Source organism: Photobacterium kagoshimensis, from assembly GCF_050337045.1.
Classification (GTDB): domain Bacteria; phylum Pseudomonadota; class Gammaproteobacteria; order Enterobacterales; family Vibrionaceae; genus Photobacterium; species Photobacterium kagoshimensis.
In genome coordinates, this window is the sequence record NZ_JAKJSO010000022.1 from 1 (window position 1) to 19,251 (window position 19,251).

Sequence of the window (19,251 nt, forward strand, 5' to 3'; positions counted from 1 at the left end):
GCGTGTTGGGAGTTCGAATCTCTCCACCCCTGCCATCTTTAAGGCTCTAGCAGAAATGCTGGAGCCTTTTTCGTTTCTAGCGTTTAGTGCTCAAGCAGCGGATTCACCGATATCGAAAATCAGCGCGTGTTGGGCGTTCGGATCTCTCCACCCCTGCCATCTTTAAGGCGCTAGCAGAAATGCTGGAGCCTTTTTCGTTTCTAGCGTTTAGTGCTCAAGCAGCGGATTCACCGATATCGACAATCAGCGCGTGCTGGGTGTTCGAATCTCTCCACCCCTGCCATATTTAAGGCTCTAGCAGAAATGCTGGAGCCTTTTTCGTTTCTAGCGTCTAGTGCTCAAGCAGCGGATTCACCGATATCGACAATCAGCGCGTGCTGGGCGTTCGGATCTCTCCACCCCTGCCATCTTTAAGGCTCTAGCAGAAATGCTGGCGCCTTTTTTTAGGACTATTTCATCTTGTTGTTTTTTCTATTTGAGAGTAGGATTTGCATGTTGATGGGTTATCTAATCGATCACGGGTGATGGAGTTCCACCTTTAACCGCTCACACTGAGATAATGACTCCTACTATAGCTAGGATAGATCTATCTATGGTGGGGTGTTTGTCTATCATATTGTCTATCCTTAGAAATTCCTTAAGAGATAAATAGAGACAGTATGGCTCACCCTCTAAGTGCAAATCCTAAAATACTTATCCAGATCATTCGCTGGACACTTCTTATTACTCCAGTTGCAATTCTTGTTGGTTCATTGAATGCGTTCTTTTTGTGGATCCTCAGTACAGCCACAGCAACACGCGTTGATAACCCATGGCTTATTTATTTGTTACCACTAGCGGGTATTGTGATTGTCTATTGCTATCGAAATCTGGGTAAGAACTCAGAAGGTGGTAATAACCTGATCATGGATGAGATACACCAACCTGGGGCTGGTATTCCGACTCGAATGGGGCCTTTAGTACTTATTACTACTGTGATTACGCATTTATTTGGTGGCTCTGCTGGTCGCGAAGGGACTGCGGTTCAAATTGGTGGCGCAACAACGCACTGGCTAGCGCGTATCTTTAAACTTAATGAAGCGGATACGCGGTTGATTTTAATCGCAGGGGTAGCGGCGGGCTTTGGCGCCGTATTTGGTACACCGCTGACCGGCGCTATATTTGCGTTAGAAGTCTTAGCGATTGGGCGCTTGCGCTACGATGCCATCATTCCTGCCTTATTTGCTGCTATTCTAGCAGATCTCGTATGCTCTGCTCTGGGGGCCCACCACACGCATTATCGAATCGACTTTCTCGAAAACATCACTATTTTCGATCATGTGTTAAAAGTCGATGTTTGGCTAATGGTGAAGATTGTCTTTGCATCGATTGCTTTTGGTTTAGCCGGATATTTATTTGGTGAGTTAACCCATGCATTTAAAGATATTTTCAAAGCTACATTGAAAAACCCTTATGTCATTGTGGTAACGGGCGGCTTGATGGTGATTGGAATTACGCAGTGGATTGGTAACTATGACTATATCGGGTTAGGTGTTTACAGCACGCGAGAAGGCGGTGTCAGTATATTGAGTGCCTTCACCGACGGTGGGGCTGAATGGTATAGCTGGGCTCTAAAGTTATTGTTAACAGCAATTACCTTAGCGGCAGGTTACAAAGGGGGAGAAGTTACCCCGCTGTTTTTTGTCGGGGCGACATTAGGAAACACCATGGCTTGGGTAATGGGAGCGCCTGTTGATTTATTTGCTGCATTGGGCTTTTTAGCCGTTTTTGCTGCTGCGACCAATACACCTTTGGCTTGTACCATTATGGGGGTTGAGTTATTTGGCGCTGATCATATGTTGTATTTCGCTATTGCTTGTTATACCGCGTATTATTTTAGTGGTCATACTGGAATATATTCATCGCAACGTGTTGCTGTACCAAAACTTTTTGATGATGAAGGTGCACCTAAGATTACTCATAAGTTGGGTGAACTGAGAGAAACACATTCATCGCTACTGAAAGCGTTAGTGAAGAAATTTTCTAACTAAAAGATAAGGCTGCTTTTGCAGCCTTTCTTTTTCATGGTACTTAGCCCAAATTTATTGGTTTCGGCCTTGCTGCGCTTTCTTCCCTTCCCTATACTCCTTGCTGAAACTTGTCGGAGTGCCATTTGGCTGAGACCGCATTGCGGGATCCGTAGAACCTGATCAGGCTAATACCTGCGAAGGGAACAAGAGAAAATCTTCTGTTTAACGGTACTAATATATCCTTTCATCGCCGTTAAGCTATCAGATGATGCTGCACACCCTACGTGTACGCCTCTTGTTTATGCACCAATCCGCCAAGCAAATATCCCAACCACGGAACCGTAAGGATTTTGCTATGTCGATTCGCAAACAAGCGAGACTGGAAGCTAAACAATTTATAGATTCACTCACTGCCCAACCATACCCTAACTCTCAGAAGGTCTATGTCGAAGGTAGTCGCCCTGATATCCAAGTGCCCATGCGTGAAATTGCACTGGCAGATAGCTTAGTGGGTGGTACCAAAGATCAGCCTATCTTAGAACCTAATGAAGCGATTCGTGTTTACGACACTTCAGGTTTCTACACCGATCCTGAGCAAGATATTGATATCTACGCGGGATTACCAAAGGTGCGAGAGACTTGGATTGCTGAGCGTAATGATACAGAGCTGCTTGATGGTCTGAGTTCCGCTTACTCTAAAGAGCGCCTTGCTGATGACACATTGGATGATCTTCGTTTTGGTGAACGAGCACGTATTCGTCGTGCCAAAAAAGGGGCGTGTGTTACTCAGCTACACTATGCGCGCCAAGGTGTGATAACGCCTGAAATGGAATATATCGCAATACGCGAGAACATGGGGCGTGCAAAATACCGTGATGAGGTCTTGAATCATCAGCACCCAGGTATGAACTTTGGCGCTAATCTACCAGAAGAAATTTCCGCAGAATTTGTTCGAAAAGAAATTGCTGAAGGTCGAGCGATCATCCCTGCCAATATCAACCACCCTGAATCAGAGCCAATGATCATTGGCCGTAACTTCTTAGTCAAAGTGAACGCCAATATCGGTAACTCCTCAGTGAGTTCCTCCATTGAGGAGGAAGTTGAGAAGTTAGTGTGGTCGACCCGTTGGGGCGGCGATACTGTGATGGATTTATCGACAGGGCGTAATATCCACGAAACACGTGAGTGGATCATTCGCAATAGTCCAGTTCCGATCGGTACAGTACCTATGTACCAAGCACTTGAAAAAGTGAATGGCATCGCGGAAAACCTCACTTGGGACGTTTTCAGAGATACGTTACTAGAACAAGCGGAACAAGGGGTCGATTACTTTACTATCCACGCAGGAGTATTGCTGCGTTATGTGCCTATGACGGCAAAACGCGTGACTGGCATAGTGTCTCGTGGTGGTTCTATCATGGCGAAGTGGTGCTTGGCCCATCATGAAGAAAGCTTCTTGTACCTTCACTTTCGTGAGATCTGTGAGATTTGTGCCAAGTACGATATTTCACTCTCGTTAGGCGATGGGCTACGTCCTGGTTCTGTGGCCGATGCGAATGATGAAGCGCAATTTAGTGAGCTACGTACCCTGGGTGAATTAACGAAAGTAGCTTGGGAATACGATGTTCAGGTGATGATCGAAGGCCCAGGTCATGTGCCAATGCATATGATCAAAGAAAACATGGAAGAGCAACTCAAGCATTGCCATGAAGCCCCTTTCTATACGTTAGGCCCACTCACAACCGATATTGCCCCTGGTTACGATCACATTACTTCGGGGATTGGTGCCGCCATGATTGGTTGGTATGGCTGTGCCATGTTGTGCTACGTCACCCCAAAAGAGCACCTAGGCTTGCCGAATAAAGAAGACGTTAAAGTGGGTCTGATTACCTATAAGTTGTGTGCCCATGCGGCCGATCTTGCGAAGGGTCACCCTGGTGCGCAAGTCCGCGATAACGCCTTATCAAAAGCCCGTTTTGAATTCCGTTGGGAAGACCAATTTAATTTGAGTCTCGACCCTATCACCGCTCGTGCATACCACGATGAAACTTTGCCGCAAGAATCTGGCAAAGTTGCTCATTTCTGTTCTATGTGTGGCCCTAAGTTCTGCTCAATGAAGATCTCACAAGAAGTTCGAGATTACGCCAGCAATTTGGAAAAGAACGGCGATCTTGCCATTAAATTGCTTGATGACCCGCTTGAAGGCATGCGCCAAAAAGCAGATGAATTCCGTTCAACAGGAAGTGAACTATACCATCCCGTGAAAGAGGAAGATTAATGAGTGCAATCTGTTTACCTGAACGCTTAAAGCCATTGCTTACCCATATCGAGCCTTTGCTGGCTCAAGCCGTTCAATATCAATTGGGTGAAGCGGTAACTGTGACTGTTCAGCAATCTGATGTGGTAGACATGCGTGTTGACTCTCGCTCGCTCAGCGTGAGTTTTGCTCAAGCTGTTCCTACCGATATGGCACAGATAGAAAGTCATTTTGTGGTGTGTGATCAGTGGAGTGAGAGCGCGGATGTTGCAGCCATTCAACGCCTAGTTGCCGCTAACCCCGCTTTGATTGTGTGTGGTTTCCCTACTCAAGGTGGGGTGTTTGATATCTGGCACCATCATGGTGAAGCGCGAGCCGTGTACTGTCATCAGGCTGGTGATACAGAAGCTGTGCGTGCCATGTTATTGGCCGCGTTGGCGTTAGATTACCCGGTTGAAGATGCAGTGACCTTAGCGCGGGCATATGCACGCCATGTTCAGTTGCATGACGATAAGCAATGGCCACTAACACGTGAGGTTTTCCCTCGCCCAATGACGGCCAATCATCAAGAAGTCACGACATTAGGCTGGCAAAGTAAAGAGGTCGCGGTTGCCCCTTTTGCTGCAACGGATGCTGAACAGCTGGCGCTGTATCCAGTGGTGGACTCTGCTGAGTGGGTTGAACGCTTATTGGAGCTTGGCGTGAAAACCACACAGCTGAGGATTAAAGATCCTCAAGACCCTGCACTTGAAGCGCAAATTGCACAAATTATCGCGGCGGGTGATACCTATCAGGCGCAAGTGTTTGTGAATGATTACTGGCAGCTTGCGATTGATCATAAGGCGTATGGGGTTCACCTTGGTCAAGAAGATCTGGAGACTGCTGATCTCACTCAGATCCAGCAGGCAGGTTTGCGGTTAGGCCTTTCAACCCATGGCTATTATGAAATATTACGAGCGGCTGAGTTCTCGCCGAGTTATATCGCACTCGGTCATATTTTCCCTACCACCACCAAAGACATGCCATCGAAACCACAAGGACTGAGCCGATTAGCCCTATATCAACAACTCATAGGCCAAGATTTTCCGACTGTGGCCATTGGTGGGATTGATCTTTCTCGGGCAGGAGCTGTGTGGCGAACGGGCGTAAGCAGTGTCGCTGTCGTGCGTGCGGTGACGCAAGCGGCTGATACTGGCGTAGCGGTAGAGGCCTTTAATCAATTGTTGGTTCGATAATATGCTGACCGATCAAGAGTTTTTACGCTATAACCGCCAAATTATGTTGCCTGAAATCGGTGAAAACGGCCAGACGCGGTTAGCAAATGCGCATGTGTTGATGGTCGGTGCGGGTGGATTGGGATCATCGGCGGCATTGTATTTAGCGGGAGCTGGTATTAGTACCTTGGTGATCGCTGATGATGATGAGGTTGATAGCTCTAACCTTCAGCGCCAGATCATCTATCGCGATCGACATCAAGGGCTAAGCAAAGCGGCAATGGCTGCGGAACAGATACGCGCTTTGAACCCTCATATTCGAGTACGAGCAGTAAAAGCGCGCCTAGCTGATCAGCGTTTAGCAATGGAAGTGGAGCTGGCGGATGTAGTGCTTGATTGCTCTGATAACTTGCCAACACGTCATGCTGTGAATCAAGCGTGTTTTAAAGCCCGTAAAATCTTAATCGCAGGTGCAGCAATCCGATGGCAAGGTCAGTTGATGGCGTTTGATTTTCGTCATGGTTCAGGTCCTTGTTACCACTGCCTCTTTCCGTACGACCCAGAAGCAAAGTCCCCTGCGATGAACTGCAGTAATTCAGGTATTGCAGGCCCGGTTGTGGGGGTGATGGGGACCTTGCAAGCACTCGAGACCATTAAGGCGCTTACCGATGCGGGTCAGGTTGGTTTTGCCACTTTGCAGCAATTTGATGGGTTAACCATGACATGGCAAAAATTTAATGTCGCCCAGGATAAGTGTTGTCCTGTCTGTGGCACAGGAGAGAAACATGACAATCAATAACACCGAAATTCAGGTCTCAGTGAATGACAAGCCGATGACTTGCCCGTCAGCGCTGAGCCTATCAGCCCTGTTGGTGCTGCTTGATATGCCATTACAGGCCACGGCTGTGGCGGTCAATGAGGACATTGTGCCGCGCCACCAGTGGGATTCCACTTTACTCAGTAGTGGTGATCGTATTGCCCTATTTCAAGCGATTGCTGGAGGTTAATGATGTTAACTATTGCGGATAAAACATTTTCTTCACGCCTGTTCACAGGAACAGGTAAATATGCCAATAGCCAAACGATGGCAAAATCGATCATTGCGACCGAGTCTGAACTTGTGACGATGGCATTGAAGCGGGTCGATATTGATAACCGCGACGATGACATTCTCGCACCATTAGTCAAAGCGGGCGTGAATTTATTGCCTAATACCTCGGGTGCTAAAAATGCCAAAGAAGCCATTTTTGCGGCTAAGTTGGCGCGTGAAGCGTTAGGTACCAACTGGCTGAAATTAGAAATTCATCCAGACCCTAAATATTTAATGCCAGATCCGATTGAAACCTTAGCGGCCGCGGAAACCTTGGTGCGTGAAGGCTTTATCGTGTTGCCTTATTGCCATGCTGATCCTGTGTTGTGTAAGCGTTTAGAAGAAGTCGGTTGTGCCGCTGTGATGCCATTAGGTGCCCCTATTGGCTCAAATAAAGGCTTAGCATCTCGTGATTTCCTTGAAATCATCATCGACCAAGCGCGTGTACCTGTGATTGTCGATGCGGGAATTGGTGCGCCATCACACGCTGCCGAAGCGATGGAGATGGGGGCTGATGCGGTCTTGGTTAATACGGCGATTGCGGCGGCAGCGGATCCGATTGCGATGGGACGCGCGTTTAAATTAGCAGTAGAAAGTGGCCGTATGGCGTATGAAGCGGGTTTAGCGGGGACGGTGAATCATGCGATCGCCTCTAGTCCGTTAACGGCGTTTCTTGATCACAGCGCGTAGGGAAACATCATGAGCTATGTTGATGTGTGGAAGCAACTGAGTTGGGACGACGTTCGTCTTTCTATCTACAGTAAAACTGCGGCAGATGTTGAACGCGCATTGCGTAAAACGAAGCGCGATCTGGAAGATTTTAAAGCCTTAATCTCGCCTGCAGCTGAACCGTATTTAGAGCAAATGGCGCAGCAGTCGGCGGCGTTAACACGGAAACGCTTTGGTCATACGATGGCATTTTATGTGCCTTTGTATTTATCGAATCTATGCGCGAATGCTTGTACCTATTGTGGTTTTTCGATGGAAAACCGTATTAAGCGTCGTACGCTGAACACGGCTGAAATTGAACGTGAGTGTCAGGCTATTAAGGCGATGCATTTTGATAGCGTGCTATTAGTCACTGGCGAGCACGAACGTAAAGTGGGCATGGAATACTTTCGTGAAGCTCTGCCACCGATTAAACAGCAATTTAGTTATTTGGCGATGGAGGTGCAGCCGCTGGATCAGCATGAGTACGCGGAACTAAAAACCTTAGGGTTGGATGCGGTGATGGTGTACCAAGAAACCTACAGTGCCTCCACTTATGCGCAGCACCATCTTCGTGGCAATAAAATGGATTTTGAGTACCGCTTAGCAACGCCAGATCGATTGGCAAAAGCGGGCATCGATAAGATAGGGATTGGCGCCTTGATTGGGCTTGAAGAGTGGCGGACGGATTGCTTCTTTGTCGCCAATCACTTGGACTACCTTGAGCGGATGTACTGGCAAACCCGTTATTCTATTTCGTTTCCGCGGTTGCGCCCGTGTGAAGGGGGCTTACAACCGAAATCGGTGATGAATGATCGCCAACTGGTGCAGCTTATCTGTGCCTATCGTTTGTTTAACCCTGAAGTCGAGTTGTCGTTATCGACCCGAGAAGCACCTGATTTTCGTGATAATGTGCTGCCGCTGGGGATCACCAGTATGTCGGCGGGATCGAAAACCCAACCAGGAGGCTATGCCGATGATGAGCCTGAGCTTGAGCAGTTTGCGATCAGTGATGAGCGTTCGGTGGCGGCTGTTGCTGATGCCGTGAAGCGACATGGCTTTGAAGTGGTGTGGAAAGATTGGCATCACGCGTATTCAGGCTAGTACGCGGGAGCTTTTCGGCCTAGACAATAGAAAACGCCCGCTTGTTGATAGAAACAAGCGGGCGTTTTATTTGGTTAGGCGTGTATGTATTAGCGGTGGAGTGGTTTGGTTGCTTGTTCTAACCATGCTAAGTCATCGCCATCGAATGATGGGCTTAGTACGTCAAATACTGTTTGATGGTAGTTGTTTAACCAAGCCAGCTCGACATCGTTCATTAGGCTTAAATCGATCAAACGCTGATCGATAGGGGCGCGGGTCAGTGACTCAAACCCAAGCACTGTCATGTCGCCTTGGGTTGGTACTTCAACGACTAGCTCGAGGTTTTCAATACGAATACCAAAGGCATCGGCACGGTAGTAACCAGGTTCGTTTGATAACACCATACCCGCTAGTAGCGCCGTTGGGTTGTACACTTTCGCGATACGTTGTGGTCCTTCGTGAACACTCAAGAAGTGGCCCACACCATGGCCTGTACCGTGGTCGTAATCAAAACCATGCGCCCATAGGTGTTGGCGTGCCAGCGCATCCAATTGAGAACCGGTGGTGCCTTTCGGGAAGCGAGCGGATGCTAGCGCAATATGGCCTTTTAATACCAAGGTAAACGCGGTTTTGACGTCATCACTAGGCTGACCAATCGCTATGGTACGGGTGATATCTGTGGTGCCGTCTGGGTATTGGCCGCCTGAATCCACCAAGTACACATTGTCCATTTCCAAAACGCTTGGTTGCGGTTGGTTCTGGTGGTTGTAGTGACACATCGCCGCGTTACCGCCAGCGGCAGAAATGGTATCGAAGCTAACATCGGTACAGCTGCTGTCTTCAATGCGGAATTGCCATAAGCGATCTGACAATGTGCCTTCATCCAGCAGGTTGCCAGCTGCAACTTGACGGTCAACCCAAGCGAGGAATTTAGTGATCGCTACGCCATCACGGATATGACAGGCTTTCATGCCCGCGATTTCGGTTGGGTTTTTTGCCGCTTTGGGTAATAAGCAAGGATCGGCTGCATCAATCAATTCAGCGCCTGCTGCCAGTAGTACTTGGCTCGCCCATGCGTTGCTGGTGGCTGGATCGACCAATACCTTACGTGCGGTGAGAGCTTGCAAGCCCGCTTCCAGAGCTTCTGGTGCTTCAACACGTACGCCTTCGCCGACATGGGGGGCAAAGTCTTGCGGTAATCGGCTCGGGTCAATGTAGAAGTCGACACGTGCATCGGCATGGATAATCGCCGTTGATAGCAAGATTGGCAGGCTAGGGACGTCGCTACCGCGAACATTCAGCAGCCAAGCAATGCTATCGAGCTGAGTTAATAGTGCGGCTTCTGCACCTTGCTTCTTCAGTTCGGCAGCTATTAATGCACGTTTGTCTGTACTGTTCTGGCCGACAAAATCTAACCCCATTAGCTTAGCATTAGACAGTGTTGGCGCTGGGCGATCGTACCATAGGGTATCAATTGGGTTGGCATCAATGCTGATGATATTTAATTTATCAGCAAGGTTCTCGCAAGTACGCGCTAGCCATGCCGAGCTGTGCAAGCGAGCATCAACAGCAACGGTGCAGCCTGCAGTTAAGTTATCTTGTGCCCATGACATTGGCGGTTCGTCGATCAGGTGGCGATATTCAAATACATCGCCCGGTACTTGTTTGCGTACCTGAACCACGTAGCGACCATCAACAAAAACCGCGGCGTTATCTTGGGTGATAACAGCCATACCTGCTGATCCCGTAAATCCTGTCGCCCAGTGTAGGCGTTCGTTATGGGCGGGAATGTATTCACCGAGGTATTCGTCTTCATGAGGAATAAGCAAGGCGTCATACTGGTTTTCAGCCAGCCACTGACGGATCTGCTCCACACGTTGTGAGATAACTGCTTGCATGTTTGTTGTTCCTTAATGGTTGTCACCGTCCTTGCTGACGGAATAATCCTTAGCCTGCCAACATAATCACCGTGCATTATGCGAGGTAAGTCTAGCTACGGTAGCGCTTTTAACTGTTGGCTGCAATTCCACGGCAACGGCTGATGATCAAATTTTTGAGCCAAGCATGGCCTGGGTCGCTTTCTTGATGTTGATGCCAAAAAAGGGTGTAGGCCATGGCAGGAAGCTTGCAAGGTAGAGGCAGCACCACCAAGTTCAGCTGGGCGGCAATGTGGTTTGCAAAGTGGCTGGGGGCGGTAAACACCAAGTCGGTATGGGTACATAAACTCGCGGCGCTATTAAAGTCGGGGACGTACATCGCAATATCGCGATCGAGTCCGAGTTCTGCCAGTTTGTAATCAAGTAACCAGCGATCATCTCGGCCACAGCGCACTTGGATATGGCGTTGGCGTAAGTAATTATCTTGATCCCACTTTTGACTTAGCACAGGGTGACCTTTGCGAACAATGCAGCGTTGGGTGTCACGGCAAAGTTCTTGAAAGATAATCCCTTTGGGAGGCATGAGTGTCAGCATCGCATCTTTAGGGTTGAGGTCTTTACCTGTAATGCCAAAATCGATTTCTCCGCTATGCAGCTTATCGAAGGTATTGGGCTCCCATGCTTGAGTATCCAAAATAATGTTTGGTCCTTCGCTGAAAATATTCCCCAAAAATTGCGGTAGAAAGAGCGGGTAGGCGCTCTCAACTAAGGCCATGCGAAAATGACGATCGCTGGTGGCAGGGCTAAATTCAGGCGGTGCTGTAATGTGTTCAATATCGCGCAGTAACTGCTCTAAGCTAGGTTGCAGAGCACGTACTCGAGGAGTCGGTACTAAACCGTGGGCGCTACGCACAAAAAGAGGGTCGTTAAATTGCTCACGCAATCGCGTTAAGCTCTTGCTGACAGCGGATTGGCTCAGGTTTAAGCGCTTGGCAGCTTGAGTGACGCTACATTCTTCCATGAGAACATGCAGGCAAACCAATAGGTTTAAATCGAGGCGTGATAATTTGGTAAATGACACGGCAACCTCTTACTTTGTTGTGATATTCCCAAATGGAAAATCTAACCTGAATATAAACCATTTCAATTCATATCTCTAACCGCTTATAGTGCTGCCACTATCTACTAGGAAACCAACATGAAACCAGAATCAACTGCGGCAGGCACACGCCTTGTAGCCCTGATGGTGGTATTGGTGCTATTTAGCCCATTAGCCATCGACCTTTATTTACCTGCTTTGCCAGCCATGGCAGAGACGTTTGCGGTTGATACCACCCGTGTCCAAGACACAGTAACACTCTTCATGTTTAGCTTGGGTCTTGGCCAGTTATTGGCGGGACCATTAGCCGATCGTTACGGCCGTCGCCCGATCGCTCTTGGGGGGATCACTCTCTATGCCGTCAGTTCAGCAATGGCTTACATGGCGCAATCGCTTGATCTCTTATTGTTTGCCCGCTTAGCTCAAGGCTTTGGTGCCTGTGCTACTTCGGTTGCTGCTTTTGCTGCCGTGCGTGATAGCTTTGGCCCTGAACGTAGTGGTCGCATGATCAGTTACCTCAATGGTGCGATTTGTTTTATTCCGGCACTAGCACCGTTAATGGGCGCATGGTTAACCCATGAATTTGGCTGGCGTTCAAACTTTAGCTTCATGGTGGGTTTTGCCTTGGTGGCAGGTAGCTTGATTGCGGTTGGCTTTAAAGAGACCCGCCCAGTAGAAACCAATACATCTGGTTCTTTGATCAGCTTTGAGCGCTACATGTCAGTACTGCGTGAACCCGTATTTTTGTTCCATGCCATTTTGTGCATGCTCGCGATGGCGGTGATTTTGGCATATGTCACATCAGCACCGGTATGGCTAATGATGAACATGGGCTTAGACATGGGTCAGTTTACGTACTGGTTTGGTCTTAATGCGGTATTGAATATTGCGGCATGCATGGCTGCGCCTAAATTTATGGATCGCTTTGGTTCTCGCCAAACCCTGAATACCGGCCTAGTCATGCTTGTGATTTCAGGTGCGACCATGCTTGCACTTAGCGGGTTATTTGCAGCGTGGGCGTTTATGGTGCCGATCTTTATGTCATCAATTGGCTTTGCTTTTGTGCTGGGCTCGGCAGCAGGTAAAGCCCTTGCTCCGTTTGGCGACCGTGCGGGAACTGCTGCTGCATTATTGGGTTTATTCCAAATGAGTGGGGCGGGTTTGATGGTGAGTTTAATGCAGCGTTTAGATTTAACACCGCCAGTGCTGATGACGTTACAGATGTGGCTGGTGGTACCAGGCCTATTGATTTTATGGTCTAAGATAGGCCGAAAATGGCATGCTCCTTGTGCCGCGTAAGGGTGTTTAATCCTTTATAACTAGACGCTTGGCTCCTTAAAGGCGCAGGGTCTCGACAACCCTAATACTCTTTCGCCTGTCACCTGTGTGACAGGCTTTTTTATGCTCATTGATTAGGTGTTGTCAGCCATCGATTTTTGAGTGCTTTTCCCTTTTATCTGCTGAATCACTAAGCCGCACACAATCAAAACTAAACCCACTAAGGTTGATGGGTGGATTTCCTCGCCAATGATGGTGGCTAATAGCATCAGTGAAATAAACGGTGAAATGAAAATCAGATTACTGATCCTGGCGGTGTTTTGAGTGAGTTTTAGCGCACTGATCCAAAGCACAAAGGTAATCCCCATCTCAAATAAACCGACATAGCTTACCGCGAGCCATCCCTGCCATGGGATGGATGGCCATTCACCACTGTAGAGGCTGAGACTGATGGAAAAAGGCAGCGAGACTAAGAAGCCAAGTAACACCCCGAGTACAGGATCGGCTTGGTTTTTGGTATTAAGGATCCAATACATCGCCCAGAGCAGTGTTGATAATAAGGCCAAGGCCACCCCTGTAGGGCTATCAAACTGTAAGGCCAGCACATCCCCTTTAGTGGCAATCACGATGACACCTAAATACCCGAGGGCACAGGCAGCCCAGTCTTGCTTACGGATCTTTTGTCCCAGAAAAACGGCGGCCATCAAGGTCAGCGTTATTGCCCAACTGTAATTGAGGGGTTGTGCTTGTGACGCCGGGAGCAGCTCGTAGGCTTTAAATAACACCACGTAGTAAGCAAAGGGGTTGATTAAACCTAAGCATAAATAATAGAAGGGGCGGGCAGCGAAAGTTCGCCCGAGTAAGTGCAGCTTACCTTGCCAGTAAGCGATGCCTGTGAGGGCAACCGCTGAGACCACACTGGCTGCGACTACCATCTGAATCGGGGTGAAATAATCGAGAGTGATTTTAAAAGCCGTTGCCACTGTTGACCAGAGCAACACCGCGGCCATGCCATAGCCGAGGGCATAACGTTCGTTCATTGTCGTCCTTGTTTACGTTAGCGCATTATTCTTGTGGCACGAAGTTAATGCCAAGAAGGGATGAATGACAGTCTATGCGATTGTATTTCAGCCGACTAGAGGTGAAAACGTCAGGCTGTGATGCTTAGCGCACTCCATTTTATATTTCCTTTTAGGTTCACTTGGCACCGCAGGCGTATCAGGTGGCCACACTTTAAGTGCTGGACATTTATCCAGTATCCACTTAGCCTTAAATTCAGAAATTATTGGTATTCTTCAGGGTTAAACATCATGACTGAGTGGCTTAGCGGCGACTTGCTAGTAGCGGTTGCAGCCGCAACAGGGGCAACATTAGCCAGTGTCGTAACGGCACTGTGGTTGAATGGGAAACACAAACAGCAAATTGCACTGTGGCAACAGCAGCGCACTGCTGATCTGCGTTTAGCCGAAACGCGCGAGCAACAAATTCAACAGCAATTGGATGAACGTAGCCAAGAGCTGGATGAAACGGATGTCGATCGCGACCGTTTAAGTCATGAGTTACGCCAGATGCATGCACGTCTGGCAGCGGCATTGGAAAAAATGCGTCATTTCGAGGCGCTTAAAAATGAAAAGCAGTACCTGACTGAGCAACTTGAAAACGCCCGTGGTGCAAATGCGGGGCTAGAAGGGGATTTACGCGAGCAAGAAGCCCGTCATTTTGAAGAGCAAAAAGCCGCGGAAGAGAAAATAGCCTTACTGGAAAATGCCGAAGAGCGACTGCGCATTCAGTTTGAAAGCCTAGCCAATCGGATGTTTGAACAAAAGACGCGTACGGTTGATGAACAAAACAAGCAAAGTCTCGAAAGCATTCTTTATCCACTGCGAGCTCAATTAGAAGGCTTTAAAAAGCAGGTTAATGACAGTTTTAGTGCTGAAGCGCGTGAACGTCACACCTTGGTTCACGAAATTAATAACCTCAAGCAATTGAATGAGCAGATGGCGCAAGAAGCGGTCAACTTAACCCAAGCGCTAAAAGGTGACAACAAAGCGCAAGGTAATTGGGGCGAAGTCGTACTGGCGCGAGTGTTGAATGAGTCAGGGTTGCGCGAAGGGCATGAATACCAAACCCAGATCAGCCTCGAAAATGAAGACGGCAAGCGTTATCAGCCTGATGTGGTGGTGCATTTGCCGCAAGATAAAGATGTGGTCATTGATGCCAAAATGTCGCTGGTGGCCTACGAGCGTTACTTTAATGCTGAAACCATCGCTGAACGTGAATTGGCGATGAGTGAGCATACGGCGTCTATTCGAGGTCATATTCGCGGATTAAGCCGTAAGGATTACCATCAGCTACATGGTGTGCATAGTTTGGATTATGTTTTGATGTTTATTCCAGTGGAGCCCGCTTTTCAAGCCGCGATTGAAGCTGACCCATCTTTGATCCGTGATGCCATGGATCAAAATATCATGTTAGTGAGCCCAACTACCCTCTTGGTGGCATTGCGCACAATCAACAACTTATGGCGTAATGAGCGTCAAAACCACAATGCCAAAGAAATCGCCGAACGCGCCAGTAAACTGTACGACAAGCTGCGTTTGTTTGTTGCCGATATGGAAGGGGTTGGCGCGTCACTGGATAAAGCCAATCAGAGCTACCAAGGGGCGATGAATAAATTGTCGACGGGGCGGGGAAATGTGATCCGTCAGGCTGAGAGTTTTAAGTCACTAGGGGTAGAAGTGAAACGCGATATTAATCCAGTGCTTGCTGAAAAAGCACAGCCGTTAGATGATAGCAATATATTGCGGGATCCAACGAGCGCTCAGCAAAACGATACGCTTGCACCCGCACCACGCGCATTGTCGTAAATGAATTGCGACATAATTTTGAGCAAACAGCGACCATCAAGTAAACTAGGCCAGTTGTTTACACCACTATCAGCATGACGGAAATAGCATGACGGACACCACACAAGATACAACCCACTTTGGCTTCCGCACTGTCGCCAAGGAAGAAAAAGCCAACATGGTCGCAGAGGTTTTCCACTCGGTAGCCGCAAAATACGACATCATGAACGATATGATGTCGATGGGTATTCACCGTGTTTGGAAGCGCTTCACTATTGATTGCAGCGGCGTACGTCGAGGCCATCGCGTGCTAGACCTTGGTGGTGGTACTGGTGACTTAACAGCAAAATTCTCACGTATTGTCGGTGAGACAGGTCAGGTTGTTTTAGCTGACATCAACAACTCAATGTTGAAAGTTGGACGCAGTAAACTGCGCGATAGCGGCATTGTTGGTAACGTGGGTTATGTTCAAGCGAACGCCGAAGAGCTGCCATTTCCAGATGACTACTTTGATTGTATTACGATCAGCTTCTGCCTGCGTAATGTGACCGACAAAGATAAAGCGCTGCGCTCTATGTACCGCGTGCTAAAACCGGGCGGCCGTTTATTGGTGTTGGAGTTTTCTAAACCTGTGCTAGAGCCATTATCAAAAGTGTACGATGCGTACTCGTTCCACCTGTTACCAAAAATGGGTGAAATCATTGCGAATGACGCAGAAAGTTACCGTTATCTGGCAGAATCGATTCGCATGCACCCGAACCAAGAAACCTTGGAAGGGATGATGCAAGAAGCCGGTTTTGAGCAAACAAATTACTACAACCTCACGGGTGGTATTGTTGCGCTTCACCGTGGTTACAAGTTCTGAGGCCCCTATGCCAATTGATGTATTTGTTACCGGCGTGGTTGAAACCTCGCTCAATACACTACTGAACGACGATGCGGAATCGCAGCGTCGTTTAGCCCGTTTACGCGGCAAAGTCATTAGCGTGACCATTAATGAAATGGGTAAAACACTGTACTTTGTTTTTAGTCAGCAACTGGATGTATTGGGTGCGTTTGAAGGTGAAGTTGATTGCCAGCTTGCCTTGAATTTAAGTGTCTTACCTGAACTGCGCCAACAAGCGAACCTGACGCAGCTTATAAAAGCCGACAAGCTATCGTTGGACGGTGATATTCAACTGGCTCAGCAGTTCTCCTCTTTATTGAGCGGTTTAAAACCCGATGTTGAAGAGAAATTGTCACAGTATACCGGTGACGTGGTTGCGCACACCTTAGTTCAAGGTGCTAAAACAGGGTTAAGCTTTGTCCAGCGCGGCATTGCCCGCCGACAGCGTGATTTAGCGGAAGTGATCACCGAAGAGTGGAAACTGGCGCCGCAAGCGCTTGAAATCGCCCATTTTGCCGACCAAGTTGATGATGTGAAAACTGATGTGGCTCGTTTAGATGCACGCATTAACCAGCTGTTAGAGCGTTGCTAAGCCATGATGACTTACTCTGAATTAAAACGTCTGTACCAAATTATCGAAGTGAAACTTCGCTATGGTTTAGATGACTTCTTACCTGATGACCCGCGCGTTAAACTGCCGAAGCTGGCCCGAAAATCCCTGTTTTGGGTTAAGAATCAGCACGCAGATAAACCTTTGGGTGAGCGCTTACGCTTGGCGTTGCAAGAACTAGGGCCAGTGTGGATCAAGTTGGGTCAGATGATGTCGACCCGCCGTGACTTATTTCCACCGCATATCGCCGATCAACTCGCGCTATTGCAAGACCAAGTTGAACCGTTTGATGGCCGCTTAGCAAAGCAGCACATGGAAGAATCTTTGGGTGGGCCATTAGAGCAATGGTTTGATGATTTTGATGAGGTGCCATTGGCATCGGCGTCTATTGCCCAAGTGCATACTGCGGTATTAAAAGAAAATGGCCGTGAAGTGGTCCTGAAGGTGATCCGTCCGGACATCTTGCCTGTGATCCAAGCGGACATTAAATTAATGTACCGAATGGCAGGGATTGTGTCTAATATCCTGCCAGAAGCTCGTCGTTTACGCCCAACAGAAGTGGTGCGAGAGTACGAAAAAACCTTGCTCGATGAACTGAATTTGATGCGTGAAGCGGCCAACAGTATCCAGCTTCGTCGTAACTTCGATGACAGTGAAATGCTGTATGTGCCAGAAATGTTCACCGATTACAGTAGTGAACGATTGCTTGTGATGGAGCGCATCTATGGTATCCAAGTGTCGGATATCGAAGCGCTCAAAGCGAACGGCACCGATCTCAAGTTGCTATCAGAAAATGCGGTTACAGTCTTCTTTACCCAAGTTTTTCGTGATAGCTTCTTTCATGCCGACATGCACCCAGGGAATATTTTTGTCTCGTATGAACGACCAGAAAATCCACAGTGGATCGCATTAGATTGCGGTATTGTTGGCACGCTTAACCGTGAAGATAAGCGCTATTTGGCTGAAAACCTATTGGCCTTTTTCCATCGTGATTACCGCAAAGTAGCGGAATTACATGTCGACTCAGGCTGGGTACCGCCAGATACGAATGTCGACGAATTTGAAGTTGCGATTCGAACCGTATGTGAACCAATCTTTGAGAAGCCAATTTGTGAAATCTCATTTGGTCACGTACTGCTGAATTTATTTAATACCGCGCGCCGATTTAATATGGAAGTGCAGCCCCAGCTAGTATTGCTGCAGAAAACACTGCTGTATGTTGAAGGGCTAGGTCGTCAGTTATACCCACAATTAGATCTGTGGGATACTGCTAAACCTTTCCTTGAAGATTGGATGTCGCGTCAAGTTGGCCCGCAAGCCATCGTGGAAGCTGTAAAGAGTAAAGCACCATTTTGGGCTGAAAAATTACCCGAATTACCTGAATTACTTTACGACAGTTTGCGCCAAGGCAAAGCGATGAATCAGCGAATGGATAAACTCTATGACAATTTCATGGAGAGCCGTCGCAATCAAGGCCAAGCAAGATTCCATTTTGGCATTGGTGCAACTTTGGTTGTATGTTCTGCCATACTTTTTAGTAATCATGTTGAAACCTATCCGGCAGTCTCTGCTGCAATGGGCGTCACGTTTTGGTTACTAGGGTGGCGAGCTTGCCGCAAATAGCGGTGAGAGTGCGTTGCAATATTAACTTTACGGTTTTAACCACAAAGAGCTGAGGTATAACAAGCATGGGTGGTATCAGTATTTGGCAATTATTAATCATTGCACTGATCATTGTTCTTTTATTCGGAACCAAGAAACTTCGTACACTGGGTGGTGATTTAGGCTCAGCGGTGAAGGGTTTCAAAAAAGCGATCGGCGATGACGAGCAAGCTGCTGCTAAGAAAGACAACGACGCTGATTTCGATCAGAAGCAACTGTCTGAAAAAGAAGGTGAGCAAGTTCAATCTGGCCAGAAAGACCAAAAAGACAAAGAGCAGGTTTAATACGTGTTTGATATCGGGTTCTGGGAGTTAATACTGATCTCCGTTGTGGGATTAGTCGTACTGGGGCCGGAGCGTCTGCCAGTCGCGATACGTTCTGTTTCGCGTTGGGTAGGTGCTGCTCGTAATATGGCAAACTCGGTTAAGGATGAATTGTCTCAAGAATTAAAGATTCAAGAGTTACAAGAAAATCTGAAAAAAGCCGAGCAAATGGGGATGCAGGATTTATCGCCTGAACTGCGTGACTCTGTCGATGAGCTTAAAAAAGCCGCGTCAGATGTGCAGCGTCCTTATGCTGATAAAAAAAGCGAGCAATCCTCAGCCACGACTTCTCAAAAGCAGGAGTAGATT

At 48.0% G+C, this 19,251-nt stretch carries 17 protein-coding genes and 2 riboswitches; of the genes, 14 read left to right on the plus strand and 3 right to left on the minus strand.

Annotation, left to right across the window (positions count from 1 at the left end; translation table 11 throughout):
• Positions 1-511 precede the first annotated feature (511 nt).
• Positions 512-576: riboswitch (Fluoride riboswitch) on the plus strand.
• An 83-nt stretch (positions 577-659) separates the two neighbouring features.
• The 7 genes from L4C35_RS19070 (at position 660) to thiH (ending at position 8,382) form a co-directional block, all read left to right on the plus strand.
• Positions 660-2,030, plus strand: a complete 1,371-nt coding sequence (locus tag L4C35_RS19070) for a voltage-gated chloride channel family protein (protein WP_428464388.1) — start codon at positions 660-662, stop codon at positions 2,028-2,030.
• A 101-nt stretch (positions 2,031-2,131) separates the two neighbouring features.
• A riboswitch (TPP riboswitch) is annotated at positions 2,132-2,229 on the plus strand.
• A gap of 135 nt (positions 2,230-2,364) precedes the next feature.
• The gene (gene thiC, locus L4C35_RS19075; protein ID WP_428464389.1) at positions 2,365-4,287 is read left to right on the plus strand and encodes a phosphomethylpyrimidine synthase ThiC; all 1,923 of its coding nucleotides are present in this window, start codon (positions 2,365-2,367) and stop codon (positions 4,285-4,287) included.
• On the plus strand, positions 4,287-5,501 hold the full coding sequence (gene thiE, locus L4C35_RS19080) for a thiamine phosphate synthase (protein ID WP_428464390.1): 1,215 nt from the start codon (positions 4,287-4,289) through the stop codon (positions 5,499-5,501). The genes thiC and thiE overlap by 1 nt, the downstream gene beginning before the upstream one ends.
• Position 5,502: 1 nt before the next feature.
• The gene (locus L4C35_RS19085; protein ID WP_428464391.1) at positions 5,503-6,279 is read left to right on the plus strand and encodes a HesA/MoeB/ThiF family protein; all 777 of its coding nucleotides are present in this window, start codon (positions 5,503-5,505) and stop codon (positions 6,277-6,279) included.
• Positions 6,266-6,487, plus strand: coding sequence for a sulfur carrier protein ThiS (gene thiS / locus L4C35_RS19090; RefSeq protein ID WP_428464392.1), 222 nt, complete (start codon positions 6,266-6,268; stop codon positions 6,485-6,487). The genes L4C35_RS19085 and thiS overlap by 14 nt, the downstream gene beginning before the upstream one ends.
• Before the next feature lie 2 nt (positions 6,488-6,489).
• The gene (locus tag L4C35_RS19095; protein WP_428464470.1) at positions 6,490-7,260 is read left to right on the plus strand and encodes a thiazole synthase; all 771 of its coding nucleotides are present in this window, start codon (positions 6,490-6,492) and stop codon (positions 7,258-7,260) included.
• Positions 7,261-7,269: 9 nt separating this feature from the next.
• Positions 7,270-8,382: a 2-iminoacetate synthase ThiH gene (thiH, locus tag L4C35_RS19100; protein ID WP_428464393.1), complete on the plus strand. Its 1,113-nt coding sequence runs from the start codon at positions 7,270-7,272 to the stop codon at positions 8,380-8,382.
• An 89-nt stretch (positions 8,383-8,471) separates the two neighbouring features.
• Here the strand turns inward: thiH and L4C35_RS19105 are convergent, their stop codons facing one another.
• Both L4C35_RS19105 and L4C35_RS19110 read right to left on the minus strand, forming a co-directional pair.
• Positions 8,472-10,259, minus strand: a complete 1,788-nt coding sequence (locus tag L4C35_RS19105; protein ID WP_428464394.1) for an aminopeptidase P family protein — start codon at positions 10,257-10,259, stop codon at positions 8,472-8,474.
• 109 nt (positions 10,260-10,368) lie between these two features.
• Complete coding sequence (locus L4C35_RS19110) at positions 10,369-11,319, minus strand: LysR substrate-binding domain-containing protein (RefSeq protein ID WP_428464395.1); 951 nt, start codon at positions 11,317-11,319, stop codon at positions 10,369-10,371.
• A gap of 117 nt (positions 11,320-11,436) precedes the next feature.
• Here L4C35_RS19110 and L4C35_RS19115 point away from each other — a divergent pair, with 117 nt between their 5' ends.
• On the plus strand, positions 11,437-12,636 hold the full coding sequence (locus L4C35_RS19115) for a multidrug effflux MFS transporter (RefSeq protein ID WP_428464396.1): 1,200 nt from the start codon (positions 11,437-11,439) through the stop codon (positions 12,634-12,636).
• Positions 12,637-12,749: 113 nt separating this feature from the next.
• Here L4C35_RS19115 and L4C35_RS19120 read toward each other — a convergent pair whose 3' ends face one another.
• On the minus strand, positions 12,750-13,655 hold the full coding sequence (locus L4C35_RS19120; protein ID WP_428464397.1) for a DMT family transporter: 906 nt from the start codon (positions 13,653-13,655) through the stop codon (positions 12,750-12,752).
• 270 nt (positions 13,656-13,925) lie between these two features.
• Between L4C35_RS19120 and rmuC the strand changes: the two genes are divergently transcribed.
• The 6 genes from rmuC (at position 13,926) to tatB (ending at position 19,248) form a co-directional block, all read left to right on the plus strand.
• Positions 13,926-15,482 carry a DNA recombination protein RmuC gene (gene rmuC / locus L4C35_RS19125; RefSeq protein ID WP_428464398.1) on the plus strand — a complete coding sequence of 519 codons (1,557 nt, stop codon included), beginning with the start codon at positions 13,926-13,928 and terminating at the stop codon, positions 15,480-15,482.
• An 88-nt stretch (positions 15,483-15,570) separates the two neighbouring features.
• Positions 15,571-16,326 carry a bifunctional demethylmenaquinone methyltransferase/2-methoxy-6-polyprenyl-1,4-benzoquinol methylase UbiE gene (ubiE, locus tag L4C35_RS19130; RefSeq protein ID WP_048899981.1) on the plus strand — a complete coding sequence of 252 codons (756 nt, stop codon included), beginning with the start codon at positions 15,571-15,573 and terminating at the stop codon, positions 16,324-16,326.
• 7 nt (positions 16,327-16,333) lie between these two features.
• Positions 16,334-16,939 carry a ubiquinone biosynthesis accessory factor UbiJ gene (locus tag L4C35_RS19135; RefSeq protein WP_428464399.1) on the plus strand — a complete coding sequence of 202 codons (606 nt, stop codon included), beginning with the start codon at positions 16,334-16,336 and terminating at the stop codon, positions 16,937-16,939.
• A gap of 6 nt (positions 16,940-16,945) precedes the next feature.
• Positions 16,946-18,580, plus strand: coding sequence for a ubiquinone biosynthesis regulatory protein kinase UbiB (ubiB, locus tag L4C35_RS19140; protein ID WP_428464471.1), 1,635 nt, complete (start codon positions 16,946-16,948; stop codon positions 18,578-18,580).
• Between the two features lie 65 nt (positions 18,581-18,645).
• Positions 18,646-18,903 (plus strand): Sec-independent protein translocase subunit TatA, encoded by a 258-nt coding sequence (gene tatA / locus L4C35_RS19145; protein WP_062690311.1) that lies wholly within the window; start codon positions 18,646-18,648, stop codon positions 18,901-18,903.
• 3 nt (positions 18,904-18,906) lie between these two features.
• A complete protein-coding gene (gene tatB / locus L4C35_RS19150) occupies positions 18,907-19,248 on the plus strand; it encodes a Sec-independent protein translocase protein TatB (protein ID WP_062690312.1) in 342 nt (113 codons plus the stop codon).
• Positions 19,249-19,251: the final 3 nt, after the last annotated feature.

Coding starts and splice junctions, on each gene's coding strand:
- L4C35_RS19070 (WP_428464388.1), top strand. CDS start 660: ATGGCTCACCCTCTAAGTGCAAATCCTAAAATACTTATCCAGATCATT.
- thiC (WP_428464389.1), top strand. CDS start 2,365: ATGTCGATTCGCAAACAAGCGAGACTGGAAGCTAAACAATTTATAGAT.
- thiE (WP_428464390.1), top strand. CDS start 4,287: ATGAGTGCAATCTGTTTACCTGAACGCTTAAAGCCATTGCTTACCCAT.
- L4C35_RS19085 (WP_428464391.1), top strand. CDS start 5,503: ATGCTGACCGATCAAGAGTTTTTACGCTATAACCGCCAAATTATGTTG.
- thiS (WP_428464392.1), top strand. CDS start 6,266: ATGACAATCAATAACACCGAAATTCAGGTCTCAGTGAATGACAAGCCG.
- L4C35_RS19095 (WP_428464470.1), top strand. CDS start 6,490: ATGTTAACTATTGCGGATAAAACATTTTCTTCACGCCTGTTCACAGGA.
- thiH (WP_428464393.1), top strand. CDS start 7,270: ATGAGCTATGTTGATGTGTGGAAGCAACTGAGTTGGGACGACGTTCGT.
- L4C35_RS19105 (WP_428464394.1), bottom strand. CDS start 10,259: ATGCAAGCAGTTATCTCACAACGTGTGGAGCAGATCCGTCAGTGGCTG.
- L4C35_RS19115 (WP_428464396.1), top strand. CDS start 11,437: ATGAAACCAGAATCAACTGCGGCAGGCACACGCCTTGTAGCCCTGATG.
- L4C35_RS19120 (WP_428464397.1), bottom strand. CDS start 13,655: ATGAACGAACGTTATGCCCTCGGCTATGGCATGGCCGCGGTGTTGCTC.
- rmuC (WP_428464398.1), top strand. CDS start 13,926: ATGACTGAGTGGCTTAGCGGCGACTTGCTAGTAGCGGTTGCAGCCGCA.
- ubiE (WP_048899981.1), top strand. CDS start 15,571: ATGACGGACACCACACAAGATACAACCCACTTTGGCTTCCGCACTGTC.
- L4C35_RS19135 (WP_428464399.1), top strand. CDS start 16,334: ATGCCAATTGATGTATTTGTTACCGGCGTGGTTGAAACCTCGCTCAAT.
- ubiB (WP_428464471.1), top strand. CDS start 16,946: ATGACTTACTCTGAATTAAAACGTCTGTACCAAATTATCGAAGTGAAA.
- tatA (WP_062690311.1), top strand. CDS start 18,646: ATGGGTGGTATCAGTATTTGGCAATTATTAATCATTGCACTGATCATT.